This is a genomic window from Algoriphagus sp. (assembly GCF_046296635.1).
GTDB lineage: Bacteria > Bacteroidota > Bacteroidia > Cytophagales > Cyclobacteriaceae > Algoriphagus.
In genome coordinates this window covers 64,394-78,867 of record NZ_JBKBKZ010000013.1, presented here as the reverse complement: position 1 = coordinate 78,867, position 14,474 = coordinate 64,394, and the positions used below count along the sequence as shown (strand labels likewise).

Below are 14,474 nucleotides of genomic sequence, written 5' to 3'. Positions count from 1 at the left end.
GCGCGCCCTGGGTGTTTTTGTTTTGGGGGGGGGGGGGTCTCCTCCGGGGGCCCCCCCCCCCCTCTTCCCCCTCCCCGTCTATTTATATCGACAACGGACACCGAGCGAAGTCGAGGTGAGTAGAACCTAATTTTTACCCTTACTCAATTCTTTTAAAGCTTTAAAGTCCCGGTTAATCAAAGATTCCTTTTTAGCTCTAGACCACTTTTGAACTTGCTTTTCTCTTTCGAAAGCCTCATCAATTCTATCAAAATTCTCGAAATAGACAAGTGTCACAGGAAGGTGCTTTCTAGTAAAATTCGCTCCTTCCCCTAAGTGATGTTGCTTTAATCTTTTTTCCAAATTTGTTGTGCTTCCTACGTAATAGAGGTCGTTGCTGCATCTTAGGATGTACATAAAAGCTTCCATGGTTTCAAAATTTAATAATGAAGTTCTTTGTTGGGTATCTTAGATCGTATAAAAAAGGCCTCGACTTCGCTCGGCCACCGAGGCTTTGGTTTTTGGACGGGGAGAGAGCGGTGCAGCCGCTCTCTCCTTCCACATCTATAAAATAACCCACGGACACCGAGCGGAGTCGAGGTGCGCCTGAAGTGGAATTGGTTCGGTTAATTTTCTTATCTACTAATTTAAAACACCCAATTGTTATTGCACCAAAATTGGTGAGCTTACCTAAAAATGTTTCTCATACACCATCTCCGGCTCTCGAACTTCCACATTTCCTGCCTCATTAATTTTATCCAAAGTCACGAGCTTGAGTTCATTGACTAGCATGGGATCGTATTTGGCGGCAACGCGGATGTAGTTTTCTGTGAAGCCGTGGATTTTACCATCTTCGACATCTTCTTCAAAAAGTACGGTGAACGTGTTTCCTAGATTTTCCTCGTAAAACTTCCTTCGCTTTTTCTCGGATAGGATCCGAAGCATTTTGGAGCGTTCGTTTCTCTTCTTAAGTGGGACAATTCCATCCATCTCGACAGCACGGGTATTTGCCCGCTCGGAATAGGTGAATACGTGCAGATAGGAGATATCCAGCTCGTTGAGGAAATTGTAAGTCTCAAGGAAGAGCTCATCGGTTTCTCCCGGAAACCCGACGATCACATCAACCCCAATACAAGCCTGAGGCATAAGCGTCTTGATTTTGCTGACTCGATCCACATATAGTTCACGCAGGTAGCGGCGACCCATCTTTCTCAATATAGTATTGGAGCCTGACTGCAATGGAATATGAAAATGTGGAACGAAGCGCTTGGATCGGGAAGCGAATTCGATAATCTCGTTTGTGAGGAGGTTGGGTTCGATAGAAGATATGCGGAATCGATCAATTCCTTCCACCTCTTCCAAAGCAAAAACTAAGTCCGCAAAACGTTCATTTCGCTTTCCGTCCACAATCCCGAAGTCCCCGATGTTGACTCCAGTCAATACTATTTCTTTGACTTTAGTATCAGCGATTTCTCTGGCGGAAGCCAACACTGATTCAATGGTATTGCTTCTGCTTTTGCCTCGGGCTAAAGGAATGGTGCAAAAAGCACAGCCATAGTTACAGCCGTCCTGAACTTTCAAAAAGGTTCGAGTACGATCATTTATTGAAAAGGCATTATTAAAAGCGGTCGCTTCGGTAATTTCAGAGGCGAGAACCTTGGTCTCTTGCACTTTTGCGAAGCCATCTAAGAGCTCAATCAGGCGAAATTTCTCTGCCGCTCCCAAGACAGCATCCACGCCCTCAATCTCTGATATTTCGGTTGGTTTGAGTTGAGCGTAGCATCCGATAATAGCCACATAGGAATCAGGTGAGATCTTTTTAGCCTCCTTGACTATCTTTTTACACTTCTTGTCTGCATTCTCGGTAACGGAGCAGGTGTTGATAATGAAAATATCGGGATTTTCCTGAAAGTCGACTTTCAAGTAACCTTTTTCTTCGAATTGTCTACCAATTGTTGAAGTTTCGGAGAAGTTGAGCTTACAACCTAGGGTATAAAAGGCTACTTTTTTCATTCAAATCAGTTTCAATGATCAAGTGCAAAGGTAATTAATCCAGATCTTTTTTCAATTCTCCAAATTTCAGAGTTATAACACACTTTTTTTGATCATTTGGCTTTCAAAACACCATGTTTTATTGAAAAAAGTGAAAATTTTTCAAAAAATGACTTCAAAAATTAGCCAAAAGCTTTTTCGCGTTACTATTTTTCTATTTTTGTGGGTGTAATCTTAAACCTCTTATTGTAAAAATGGCAACACTCAGACAACAAGCCTTAGCGATGGTACAGTCGAGACAACGCGTCCCTGTAATCCCGCCAGCTTCCAAAATTTCAGAATTCTTCGGAACCAATGTTTTTGGTACCAGTCAGATGAAGCAGTCTTTAGCTCCTTCGATTTTCAAGAAAGTAATGGAGGCCATTGACAAAGGTTCCAAAATTGATACTGCCACCGCAGAAGAAGTTGCCTCAGCTGTAAAGATCTGGGCAATGTCCAAAGGTGTAACTCACTATACACACTGGTTTCAGCCATTGACAGGATCTACAGCGGAAAAGCATGATTCTTTCTTTGACATGTATGCCGGAATGGAAAAATTCAAAGGTTCGGCACTTGTTCAGCAGGAGCCGGATGCATCTTCTTTTCCAAATGGAGGGATTCGTTCAACGTTTGAAGCCAGAGGTTATACTGCATGGGATCCTTCGTCTCCGATATTCATTTTTGAAAAGACTCTTTGCATCCCTACCATCTTCGTGTCATACACCGGAGAGGCCTTGGACTACAAGACTCCTCTTTTGAAATCTGTAGAAGCAATCAATGAAGCTGCCATTGCAGTTTGTCAGTTATTTGACAGAAATGTGCGGAAGGTAACTCCATCTTTAGGGGTGGAGCAGGAATATTTTGTTATTGATAAAGCATTGTATGCCGCTCGCCCTGACTTGGTGATGGCAGGTAGATCTGTATTTGGGCATATTCCTGCTAGAGGTCAGCAGCTCGAAGATCACTATTTCGGTACGATCCCTACTCGCGTGAAAGACTTCATGATGGAGTTTGAAATCGAGGCATTGAAACTAGGAATTCCGGTAATGACTCGCCACAACGAGGTAGCTCCAGGTCAATTTGAAGTGGCGCCGATCTTTGAAGAAATCAATAAAGCAACCGATCACAACCAGCTGTTGATGGATGTGATGGACAAAGTCGCCGAGAAACATTCTTTAAAAGTACTTTTCCATGAGAAACCTTTTGCAGGCGTCAATGGATCAGGAAAGCATAACAACTGGTCTTTGATCACAGATACAGGAATTAACCTGTTTCAACCAAGCAATTCTGCAAGGGAGAATCTCCAGTTCTTGACATTCTTGGTTGCTACTGTGAAGGCAGTCTATGATAATGCGGATTTGCTTCGTGCAAGTATTGCTTCCGCCGGTAATGATTTCCGATTGGGAGCAAATGAAGCGCCTCCTGCGATTATCTCTGTATTCCTGGGAGCTACACTTTCCGAATTGTTGGACGAATTGGAAAAAAACGGAAACGTCAAAATCGAAAAAGGTGACAACATGTACATGAAATTGGGTATCTCCAAGATTCCTGAAATCATCCTTGATAATACAGACAGAAACAGAACATCTCCGTTTGCTTTTACAGGAAACAAGTTTGAATTCCGAGCTGTAGGTTCTCAGGCAAACGTTGGCGGTCCAATGACTACCTTAAACGTGATCGTGGCAGATGTCCTGAAGCAAATGTTGAAGGATATCGAAAAGGAAATGAATGCTGGCAAAGAGAAGAAAATTGCCATCGTGAATGTACTAAGAAAGTATATCAAGGATTCCAAAAAAGTAAGATTTGAAGGCGACGGTTACTCTGAGGAGTGGGCAAAAGAGGCGGAGAAAAGAGGGCTATCCAACTTGAAGTCTACTCCAGATGCACTGGACGTTTATGAGAAAAAAGCGACGAAGGAGCTTTTTGAGCGTCACAATGTACTTAATGGTGTTGAAGTACATGCCCGTCATGAAATCATGTTGGAGGACTTTATCAAAAAAGTGCAGATCGAGAGTAGAGTAATGGGTGATCTTGCACTCAACCATATCATCCCAACAGCGATCTTATATCAGAATAAACTGATCGAAAATGCAAATGGCCTGAAAGGACTTGGTTTGGACCATTCTGCTGCTGTAGAAACGATTAAAGAGGTGTCTAAGCACATTGAATCAGTGAAGTCAAATGTAAATGACATGGTAGAAGCGCGGAAAAGACTCAACAAAGAGGAAAATGTCACCAAGCGAGCAAAGGGCTATCAAGTGGAGGTAAAAGAAGCTTACTTTGACAAAATCAGATATGCTGTCGATAAGTTGGAGCTTTTGGTAGAAGACGAAAGCTGGCCTTTGGTAAAATATCGAGAAATGTTGTTTATCAGATAATTATCAATTTACTAAAAGTTTGAGGCCGTCCATTTTGGACGGCTTTTTTCATTAAAGGATTCTGCTTGGATCAGGTATAACCATCTCGAATTTTTGGTCTTAAAAAATGAAATTTGTGAAAAAATTGGAGTTAGAAAGCGCATTGTTTTGGGAGATGTCGGAAGACAATATTGGAACGCTGCTACGGACAATACAAAATCAATTAAACCTGAGTTTGGACTCGATTCAATAATTAAAATGACTTGGATAGGAGTAGATATTGGAGGATCGCACATCAGTGCAGCCCAAGTTCTATGGGATGGAAAAGATGTTCATGTAGGTACTATTTGCGATGCAGATGTAAATACTTATCGCAGTGCCAATGAGATTATTGCAGACTGGACAGCGGTGATAGGAAATGCCATGGGAAAACTAACTGATTGCAAAATTGGAATAGCAATGCCTGGTCCTTTTGATTATCCAAATGGAATTTCCTTAGTCAGGGATCAGGGAAAGATGAGATCACTTTATGGTCTTTCTGTGAAAAAACTTCTTTCAGAAAGCCTAACAATCAGCTATGAAAACATTGCCTTCACCAACGATGCCGAGGCGTTTCTTTTGGGTGAGAGCCTCGTGGGTGCAGGACGAAATTATGAAAATTCTCTGGGTTTGACATTAGGAACTGGACTTGGATCAGCATTTAAAATCGGGCATGAAATAAAAGATGCCAAACTCTGGACCGCAGCATTTCAAGATGGGATAGCAGAAGATTACCTTGGCACGAACTGGTTTAAAAAATATGCTTTTGAAAAACATGGATTGAGTATTTCCGGAGTTAAAGACCTACTTTCAGAAGATATTAATTCGGCAATTGCTGATCAGATCTTTATCGAATTTGGATATACGCTAGGAGAATTTCTTTCACCCTATGTGATTCGCTTGCAATGCCAAGGTGTAGTCTTAGGTGGGAAAATCGCCCGTGCTGCTGATCGTTTTTTGCCCCAAACGCAAGCCTATTTAAAAAAATCTCATTGTTCGGTAGAAATCACAATTTCGGTGCTGGAAGACCGAGCGGCCTTGATTGGAGCCTGTATACCTTTTATATCGGAAAATAAGCCTCCTTTTGCATGAAGATTTGTCCCCACCTTTCTTATTAGTTTATTCTACCAGCTTTACGATTTCCGATACCCTCCATTCCTCTTAACTTATCTCCCATATCAGCCCGTGCTTGATCTGCAAAACCGTTAAGCATGTCTAAAATTTCAGGGTTGTGTGTAGCTACATCTGTTGTCTCGCCTTTATCTTTTGAAAGATCAAAAAGTTGGGCGGTTTCTAGCCTGATATAACCGTATTTCACCGGAATTCCGTCATTTCTAATTTCAGTTCCAGAAGGAATCGTCCGATATACATGTGGGAAAACGAGCTTCCATTTTCCATAGATTACTGCTTGTAGCTCATTTTGATTGTAATAAGCAAAGTATGGTTTCAATTCTGATTTTTCTCCCAGAATTAAAGGCCAAATGTCAGATCCATCAATCTTCAAATCAGGAAGTTTAGAATTTGTAAGTTTTGCCAAGGTTGGAAGAATATCAATTGTCATTGCAACTTGATCTTGGACTTTATCGGCGGGGATTTTTCCCGGCCAAGTGAAAATTGCAGGTACTCGGATCCCTCCTTCCCAAGAGGTGCCTTTTCCCTCTTTCAATCCAGCCTGCAAACCCGCATGTCCACCATAGGATAGCCAAGGTCCATTGTCAGAAGTGAAAATTATCAGGGTATTTTCAGTCAACCCAAGATCTTCAAGTTTTTCACGAATTTGACCAACTGACCAATCAATTTCCATCATTACATCTCCGTATGCGCCCTGCTCAGATTGGCCTCTAAACTTGTCAGAAACAAAAAGTGGAACATGAGGCATGCTGTGCGCCAAGTACAAGAAAAACGGTTTATCCTGATTTTTTTCTATGAATTCGAGCGACTTATAAGTGTACCAAGAGGTTAATTCTTGCTGATCTTCAAGATATGCAATGGTTTCTTCGCCTGCTATCAAAGGAAGGGGAGGATAGTAATTTTTAGACTCTGGATGGTTTGGCCACATATCATTAGAATAAGGCAATCCAAAAAAACTGTCAAAACCCTGCCGAGTAGGTAAAAATTCCGGATGGTGTCCTAAGTGCCATTTTCCAATCATTCCCGTTTTATAGCCACTCGACTTAAGTGTTTCAGCAATCGTCGTTTCCTCTGGGTTTAAGCCATGATTGGCAGTGTGGTCAAGGGCGCCAAAGAGTTCCAGTCGGTTGGCGTAGGTGCCAGTCAATATTGCTGCCCGTGAAGCGGTACAAACCGCATGCGGAACATAGAACTGAGTAAATTTGACTCCATCGGCTGCAAGTTGATCGAGATGAGGAGTTTTCCAGCCGATAGCCCCGTAACTTCCCAAGTCACCATAGGCCATGTCATCAGCGAATATGAGTATGATATTGGGTCTTTCTGGGATAGATTTTATTGGTTCAATTGGATCAAACGCCAGAATGAAAAATGTAAGCAATGGAATCAAAATTGTAAATTTCATAACTACGTTCCAGTTTAAAAGCCTTACAAGAAAATTTGATCCATTTCTAAGCCAAAGCAATAATTGATTTTAGGTTTAGATTGAATATAAGGTAATTCCTCTGATGTCAGAAATTATTTGATTAACTCAATCTATTGATGACATCGTCAAATAGCTTTTCATTTACCACGGCTACACCACCTAATAACCCTACATCTTTTCCAAGTTGATAAAGCGCCAGTTTTGACCTTTCGCGGGATTTTGCCATACTGTAAATATTCAATGCTTGCTGTATCGGAGTGATCAGGTATTGATTTGCCTCGGCCACAGATCCTCCGATGATGATGAGCTCGGGATTGAGAAGTTGGATCAACATCGAAATTCCTCTACCAAGGTCCAAACCTGCTTCGGAGAGTATGGTGATTGCACGCTGATCGCCCGCAAGAGCGGCTTCTACGACAAGGTCTGGCTCCAATTCACCTTGGTGATCTCTGACCATTCTCGCTAAAATACTATCTTTATCGACTTTAATTGCTTCCTCAGCCATCCTGACAATGGCAGTACCGGATGCAACAGCTTCTAAGCAGCCTTTCTTTCCACAAGTACATGTGATGTCTCGAGACTCGAATATAGGAGAGTGGGAAAATTCCCCGGCAAAACCTGAAGCGCCTTGATAAATTTTTCCATCAATGATGATCCCTAATCCTATTCCCCAGCCGATGAATAATCCCAAGACGTTTTTGTAGTTGTGCTCTGGACCGAACTTGTATTCCGCTAGGGTCATTGCTCTAGCGTCATTTTCGAGAAAGATTTTCTTTTGGAAGTGAGCTTCAAGATTCTCCAGCAAGGACTTTTTACCAAATCTCAGATAAGTGTAGTTGATACCTCCGACTGAATCCACCAAACCAGGCATAGAAAACCCTATCGCGATTACTTTGTCTGCTGGCACCTTGGTTTTTTCAAGATACTTGTCAATTAACTCACAGAGCTGATCAAAAGTCTCCTCTTCATTATTGAGGATGATTTTATGATCTTCCTTTTCAAATGCCAACTCATGGGTGCAGGAGTACAATGCCAAATGCATGTTGAATTTGGACAGATCAACTGAAAGTACATAGAAGGCATTCTCAGCCAATCTGTAAAGATCCGGCTTTCTTCCACCCTGTGACTCAGCACGCCCTTGTTTTATGACCTCACCTGAAGTCATCAAGTCGGCTAAAAGTGCGTTGACAGTGGGAAGGGAGATTCCTACTTCATTGCAGATTTCACTTGCCGTATTGGCACCTTTGAGGTAAAGGTTCTTTATGATCTTGATTTTGTTGAGGTAGCTTTTTATTTCTACCACACCCTCCATTTTGGAGATGATGTCTTGTGGATTAATTAGGTTCATGGCGAAAGTAATTCATGAATTAAGCTAATCTTTAGATTTCAAAAAAGACTTCTTTTAAAAAATTGTCTAATGAGGTTGAAAATCTCAAAAGAATTTCAATTTATTTTAAAAAATGGAAGAGTTTTTAAAAAAGATTAAAAATTACTAAGTCCAATTTTTCATAGAATATTCTTTTCTTATGTTTGCCCTATAATTTTTAGCTATGGAAGAATTGAAATTGGGAATTTCACAGAAGAAGTCGGAAGTTTTTGAAACCGTTGAAAATTACCTGGTGAAATTGGGTTATAGACTTTCTTCAAAAGATCTTAATCGTCCTTGGGGTGGGTTTTTTGTATTGGACGAATCGCAGATTTTGAAATTCAAAAGCGATTTTTTTTCTGAAGTTAACCTAAGTGAAGCTCAGCTTAAGCAAAAGCTAAGTCCAAAATTCCTACTGGTAGAACCGGGGGCTCGACTTTCTTGGCAATATCATTTTCGAAGAGCAGAGCTTTGGAAGTTGATTGCCGGTGATTCTGCAATTTCCAGAAGTTCGACAGATGATCAAGGGCCAGTTGAAGAAATGGTCAAAGGAAAAGTAGTTTCTTTAGAAAAGGGGGAGCGTCATAGGTTAATTGGTACTGATACTTGGGGTGTTGTGGCTGAAATTTGGATGCATTCAGATCCTGAGAACCCTTCTGATGAAGATGATATTGTCAGATTGCAGGATGACTACTCCAGAAAGTAGAAATGCCCGAGATTTTGTCCCGGGCATTAAAAATTTAGAGTAGTGGTCCGTAGCTCAATCACTCTAAAAATTAACTTCAACAAATCGAAAAACGACTGCGGACGAGTCCAAAGAAGTAAATGAAATTAATGATAAAGATTTAAAATCCAAATGATTACAATTGAATAATGCGATTATTCATGTAAAACACATTTTAAATCAGTTAGAGCTTTTCAATTTTTTTTGCAATTTCTTCGGCTTCGGCCATCATTTTATCCGCAGCAGTGCGATTGGTATGGGAGAGTTTATGCGCTTCGGACATCATTTTTGCATAGGATTCCTGAAGCTTATCTTTTTCCGACTTTTTTTTAAATAATCCGAACATGGTATGTTTTTTATTTATAAACCAAATTGGAACTCCTATGTTCAAAATTGGAAAGCTCCCCCTTAATTTGATGGGATAATTTCATCATTTTTAAAATTAATAAGATCTTCTAATCTTCCTGCAGGATTATAATATCTCCAAGGCCCTTCTTTTTTCCCTTCTTTCATGGAGCCCTCAGAAGCTTTTCTTCCATTCTCATGGTAGAATATCCACAATCCATAAGCCTTTCCTGACTTGAAAGTTCCTTCAGATTCCTTTTGGCCATTGATATAGTAGGTGATGCGGGTTCCATTGCCATCTTTTAATGTCCCCTTGTCCAACTTTCTTTGACCATCATAACTGAAGCAATCTCCTACATTTTCCAGACGTCCATTTTTCCAATATTCTTCTTGGGTCAATTGCTTATTGTCATAGAAAAGGCCCCAGATTCCATCTTCTAGGCCTAGTTTGTATGATCCCACGGATTTGAGTTGCCCACCGTCATAATAATAAACCCATTGGCCTACTTCCATTCCCAAGCTATATTCTCCTTCTGCAATCAAGATTCCTATTTTATTGAAATATTTCCATAATCCGGTTTTGAGGTCATTTCTGTATTCGCCGATCGAGTAAAGTTCACCATCAGGAAAAAAGCTTTTCCATATTCCGGTTTTTGCCCCACTTTGATATTGTCCTTGAACAGAAGGTTTCCCTGAACTGTGATATTCAACATATTCGCCTACAGGCACTCCTAATTCATAAGTCTTTCGCTTGGAGAGGGCCTTATTTGGAAAGTATTCTTCCCAATCTCCCACGCCTATATTGTTTTTGTATTTTTCGATTCTTGCCAGCCTTCCACTTTCATAATAGTATTTCCACTCGCCGGTTTTATTTCCGTTTTGATCATAATACTCCTCAGCTTCGAGAACTTTAGTTCCTGCAAAATATCTTTTCCATTCACCGACTTTTTTTCCATTTTGGTAGTTACCCGATTCTAGGGGTAGAGAGAATGCTAACCTTCTGAAAGGTCCTTCAAATTGACCTTTGGAGTAGGTCGCTTCTGTAATCACTGCTCCTTGGGGATCATATTCCAAGTAGGGGCCCTCTCGAAGCCCATTTACATAAAATTCTCTGGCAGCCAACTCACCAAACTCATAAAAAGTGACCCACTGACCTGTCCGCTTACCTTTATCATATTGCCCTTCTACAACTATTTGAAGTGGGTTTACATAATCGGGATTTCCTGCCTTCCCATAATATTCGGTGTATTTGCCTACTAAAACGCTATCCTGGAAAATTACCTGTTTTTTCAACGCACCTTCCGAATCAAAATACTGCGCTGGTCCAAAAAGCTTTCCATCTCGATATTCGGCCGTTTCAGCTCGATTCCCATTGGAATAAAATTTGGACCAAGTGCCTTCTCTTTGACCTTTTGCAAAATTACCTTCAGCCAGAAGTGTATTTGTTTTAGGATTGAAAAATTTCCAAAGACCTTCCCGCTGATTGTTTGTGACTACACCTGTCGCCATCAATGTGGAATCAGCATTAAATTGCTGGATCAACTGGGGCCCCTGCGAGAATGCTGAAAAATTTAAGAAGGTAAAAACTGCCAAAAGCAAATATTTCATATCTCGTAGATTTCTGTAAAGACTGTTCGGAATTAGTTGACACGGTCAAATTACCGTATTCGAAATAATATTACGTACGAATCGATTTCCTGTTTAAAATTAAATTTATTCTTGCTTTTTTATAATGAAAGTGTCAGAATACCAAGGATTTTTTTTACCAGAGTTGTGAGTTCTGCTTTAAGTGAAAAACTGTTGGGATTCACGTCAACTACAATAATCCAATGGTAAAACCCAAGTGACGCTTCATTTATTTCAATTTCTTTGCCAGTATAATTTTTGTTTAATATCAGATCTGGGTAGTCCCATTGATTTTCACTTAATCCAAAATAAAATCCAATTTCCCGAAACTCAGTGACTGGATTTTTTCTGCCTTTTCCCAATAGAACTGTAATGTATAGTCCGTTTCCAAACCAATTCAAGATGCGAATATTTGCCCCATTATTGGGATCAAAATCTCTAATAATGTCAAGCACTTGATAGGGATAACCTAACAAATCGTTTCCTTTTGAGAGTTTTGTCCCTTTCGATTTGGGTGAGATTTTGTGAAATTCTTGAGCTGAAAGTGAATTCTCCACCTCCATCAGAACCGAAGTGAATTGAGCTTTAAGCTCATTTTGTCGTTGAATCAGATCTGCATCCAACCAAAGGGCAAGATTGATTGGCTTTTTGGAGAAATCCATTTTTACCAACGTAATAGCGCAGATGCCCATGCAAATCCGGATCCAAATGCGGCAAGGCATACTAAATTCCCTTCTTTCACGCGTCCCTGTTCCCAAGCCTGTGAAAGGGCAATTGGTATCGTACCAGCCGTGGTATTTCCCAAATACATGATATTGTTAAAAACTTTTGCGTCCGGCAGCTGAAGTTTTTGCTGAATATATTGGCTAATTCGCAGGTTTGCTTGATGAGGAACCAGGAGGTCAAGGTCTTCTTTGGTCATACCATTATGCTCTAATGCCTCTTTGATCACCTCCATGAAGCGTACGATGGCATGCTTGAAAACAGCATTACCGTTCATTTTCAGAAAGAAATCACCCCGGTCGATCATCTCTTGAGATATTCTGACTTTTCCGCTACTGCTTGGAGCTATACAATACAATTCCTCTGCATAGGAACCATCGGAATGCAAGTGCGTGCTGAGAATGCCAGGTTGATCCTGATCCACAGCTCCTAATACCACAGCGCCGGCACCATCTGCAAAAATTACTGCACTTGACCGACCTTCATCACTTTTGTCAAGGGCAGAAGATTGGATTTCCGCACCAACCACCAGGATTTTTCTATACATCCCTGTCTTAATGAATTGATCCGCCACAGACAAGGCATAGATAAACCCTGAACAGGCATTTTTCACTTCCAATGCTCCGATTGTTGAAATTCCAAGTTCCCGTTGAAGTAATACGCCATTTCCCGGAAGGAAGTAGTCGGAGGTAATTGTCGCAAAAACAATGAATTCAATTTCTTTGGGATCTACTCCCGCTCGCTCCATTGCCATTCTACTTGCCTTAACAGACATATTGGTTACTGTATCCACTCCGGGAGTGTACCATCGACGTTCGTGGATTCCAGTACGCTCTACGATCCATTCGTCATTGGTATTCATCATTTGAGAGAGTTCTGCATTGGTGACAATACGCTCTGGCACATAATGACCGGCTCCAAGGATTCGGGATTTTTTCATTTTCATTTGGGTTTATTGGATTTAAAACAAAAAGGACTGTGAATATCGGTACTATAAGGCTATCCCACAAAAAAGCCTCTGAATCAAAAAATGTTTACTATCCAAACAAAGTATAATTCCCAAATTGATCCATGGGAGAAGTTCGACGAATTATTCCTGGAGAATCATTTTGCACTGAGTTTACCAAGGGAGATACAGTAAAGCTTACCATTTGGTCTCCGGGAAAAGGGCCAAGCATAGCTAGTAGTTCAGTTTCCGAGGAATACTTATCAAGCCATTTTTTTTCCTGATCTCTTCTGAGAATTACTGGCATCCGATCATGAACTTCTGACACGAGCTCATTTGGTGGAGTGGTTAAAATCAAAAATGTATGCTGAGATTCTCCCGATACAGTTTCATATTCTTCCCAAATTCCCGCAAAAGCAAACGTGTCTTCATCCCTAAGCGTGAAGCGGTATGGAATTTTAGTCTTTTTCCCGAGCTTTTTCCATTCATAAAAACCATCTGCGGGAATTAGGCACCTTCTTTTTTGAAAAGAGCTCTTGAATGAGATTTTCTCATTAATTGTTTCTGCTTTGGCGTTAATGAGTTTTTGGGAGACGGGTTTGTTTTGTCCAAAATCAGGGGTAATTCCCCAATAAAAAAATGAAAAACCCTTTGGGCTATCAGAAGTAATCACAGGGACAAGCTGCGTGGGAGCAATGTTGTACCGTGGTTTGAAGTCAACCACCATTTCTGCCTGAAACCGTTCTTCCAATTCAATTTTACTTTTGCTGAGGGAGTATCTTCCGCACATGATCAGGACATTAATAGATTTTTGCGGAAGTTAGAGATCACGAGTTATAAATTCAACAGCCCGGAGCTCAGAGTAATAGCTTTTTTGACGGGAAGGCCCCGAGAAACCAACATGTCCACCATGTTTTGGAAATTCAAAATGAACTTTATGCAGTTTTCTGGCGAGTCTCACAGGAAAGCAGGATTCACTGAGGAATGGATCATTTTGGGCGTTTAGCACCAAGGTGGGTATTTTTATTTGATCCAAAAACTGCAAGGAGGAGTTGATCCGGTAGTATTCTTCTGCGTCCGAAAACCCATGCAGGGGCCCCGTAAAATATTCATCGAAATCTCGTAATGTTTTTATTTTCCGAAGTAACCCCACTGGTAATTCACCTGGGAAAGCAAGTGATTTTCTGACCACCTTTTCTTTGAGTGTATTCAAAAACCGTCTGGAGTAAATGACATTTTCACCTGAAGAGATTTTATTGCAAGATCCGGCAAGGTCCAGAGGAACAGATATGGCAACGGCTTTCTTGATTTTTTGATTGGAGTCTCCTTTTTCTCCAAGGTACTTTAGTGAGAGATTTCCGCCCAAACTGAATCCGACTAAAAAAACTTCTTGATATCCTTTTTGGGCGTGGAAAACAATAGCATCCAAATCATATGTAGCTCCGCTATGATAGAAAATTACTTTTTGGTTCATTTCTTCACTGCACCCTCTGAAGTTCCAACAAAGCACATCATAGCCTTTGGAAATAAATTCTCTCGCCATTCCCAGCATATAGGGCCGAGAACTATTTCCCTCCAAACCATGACTGAGAATGACCAACTTGGTGCTTTGATTTCGATACCAATCAAGATCCAAAAAATCCCCGTCTGATGTCGCTATCCTTTCTCTTTCAGGTTTTTGGAGTTCTACTCTTCTAAAAAGAGCCGGATAAATGGTTTCCAAATGACCACTAAATAGCCATTTTGGTCTTTGATAAAAACTTTCGGAAGTAAGTGGCATGAAT

The 14,474-nt window shown here is 40.8% G+C and carries 13 protein-coding genes; 3 read left to right on the top strand and 10 right to left on the bottom strand.

Annotated features, from left to right (window positions below):
* Positions 1–126: 126 nt before the first annotated feature.
* Positions 127–396 (bottom strand): GIY-YIG nuclease family protein, encoded by a 270-nt coding sequence (locus tag ACK4HU_RS11450; protein ID WP_409806932.1) that lies wholly within the window; start codon positions 394–396, stop codon positions 127–129.
* Between the two features lie 273 nt (positions 397–669).
* The gene (mtaB, locus tag ACK4HU_RS11445; RefSeq protein ID WP_409806846.1) at positions 670–1,992 is read right to left on the bottom strand and encodes a tRNA (N(6)-L-threonylcarbamoyladenosine(37)-C(2))-methylthiotransferase MtaB; all 1,323 of its coding nucleotides are present in this window, start codon (positions 1,990–1,992) and stop codon (positions 670–672) included.
* Between the two features lie 233 nt (positions 1,993–2,225).
* Between mtaB and ACK4HU_RS11440 the strand changes: the two genes are divergently transcribed.
* Positions 2,226–4,388, top strand: coding sequence for a glutamine synthetase III (locus ACK4HU_RS11440; protein WP_409806844.1), 2,163 nt, complete (start codon positions 2,226–2,228; stop codon positions 4,386–4,388).
* A gap of 93 nt (positions 4,389–4,481) precedes the next feature.
* Positions 4,482–5,498, top strand: a complete 1,017-nt coding sequence (locus tag ACK4HU_RS11435; RefSeq protein ID WP_409806842.1) for an ROK family protein — start codon at positions 4,482–4,484, stop codon at positions 5,496–5,498.
* A gap of 22 nt (positions 5,499–5,520) precedes the next feature.
* Here ACK4HU_RS11435 and ACK4HU_RS11430 read toward each other — a convergent pair whose 3' ends face one another.
* Positions 5,521–6,939, bottom strand: a complete 1,419-nt coding sequence (locus tag ACK4HU_RS11430) for a sulfatase (RefSeq protein WP_409806840.1) — start codon at positions 6,937–6,939, stop codon at positions 5,521–5,523.
* A 121-nt stretch (positions 6,940–7,060) separates the two neighbouring features.
* Positions 7,061–8,308, bottom strand: a complete 1,248-nt coding sequence (locus tag ACK4HU_RS11425) for an ROK family protein (protein WP_409806838.1) — start codon at positions 8,306–8,308, stop codon at positions 7,061–7,063.
* A 202-nt stretch (positions 8,309–8,510) separates the two neighbouring features.
* Here ACK4HU_RS11425 and ACK4HU_RS11420 point away from each other — a divergent pair, with 202 nt between their 5' ends.
* Complete coding sequence (locus tag ACK4HU_RS11420) at positions 8,511–9,032, top strand: phosphoheptose isomerase (RefSeq protein ID WP_409806836.1); 522 nt, start codon at positions 8,511–8,513, stop codon at positions 9,030–9,032.
* A gap of 202 nt (positions 9,033–9,234) precedes the next feature.
* On the opposite strand, the gene ACK4HU_RS11415 is transcribed toward ACK4HU_RS11420, so the two are convergent.
* From ACK4HU_RS11415 to ACK4HU_RS11390, 6 genes are all read right to left on the bottom strand, one after another.
* Positions 9,235–9,396 carry a Lacal_2735 family protein gene (locus ACK4HU_RS11415; protein ID WP_409806834.1) on the bottom strand — a complete coding sequence of 54 codons (162 nt, stop codon included), beginning with the start codon at positions 9,394–9,396 and terminating at the stop codon, positions 9,235–9,237.
* Between the two features lie 62 nt (positions 9,397–9,458).
* Positions 9,459–11,003, bottom strand: coding sequence for a toxin-antitoxin system YwqK family antitoxin (locus ACK4HU_RS11410; RefSeq protein ID WP_409806832.1), 1,545 nt, complete (start codon positions 11,001–11,003; stop codon positions 9,459–9,461).
* A gap of 119 nt (positions 11,004–11,122) precedes the next feature.
* Positions 11,123–11,683, bottom strand: a complete 561-nt coding sequence (locus ACK4HU_RS11405) for a hypothetical protein (RefSeq protein ID WP_409806830.1) — start codon at positions 11,681–11,683, stop codon at positions 11,123–11,125.
* 2 nt (positions 11,684–11,685) lie between these two features.
* On the bottom strand, positions 11,686–12,684 hold the full coding sequence (locus ACK4HU_RS11400; RefSeq protein ID WP_409806829.1) for a 3-oxoacyl-ACP synthase III family protein: 999 nt from the start codon (positions 12,682–12,684) through the stop codon (positions 11,686–11,688).
* Between the two features lie 97 nt (positions 12,685–12,781).
* Positions 12,782–13,480 carry an SOS response-associated peptidase gene (locus ACK4HU_RS11395; RefSeq protein WP_409806827.1) on the bottom strand — a complete coding sequence of 233 codons (699 nt, stop codon included), beginning with the start codon at positions 13,478–13,480 and terminating at the stop codon, positions 12,782–12,784.
* A gap of 30 nt (positions 13,481–13,510) precedes the next feature.
* Positions 13,511–14,470, bottom strand: coding sequence for a YheT family hydrolase (locus tag ACK4HU_RS11390; protein WP_409806825.1), 960 nt, complete (start codon positions 14,468–14,470; stop codon positions 13,511–13,513).
* Positions 14,471–14,474: the final 4 nt, after the last annotated feature.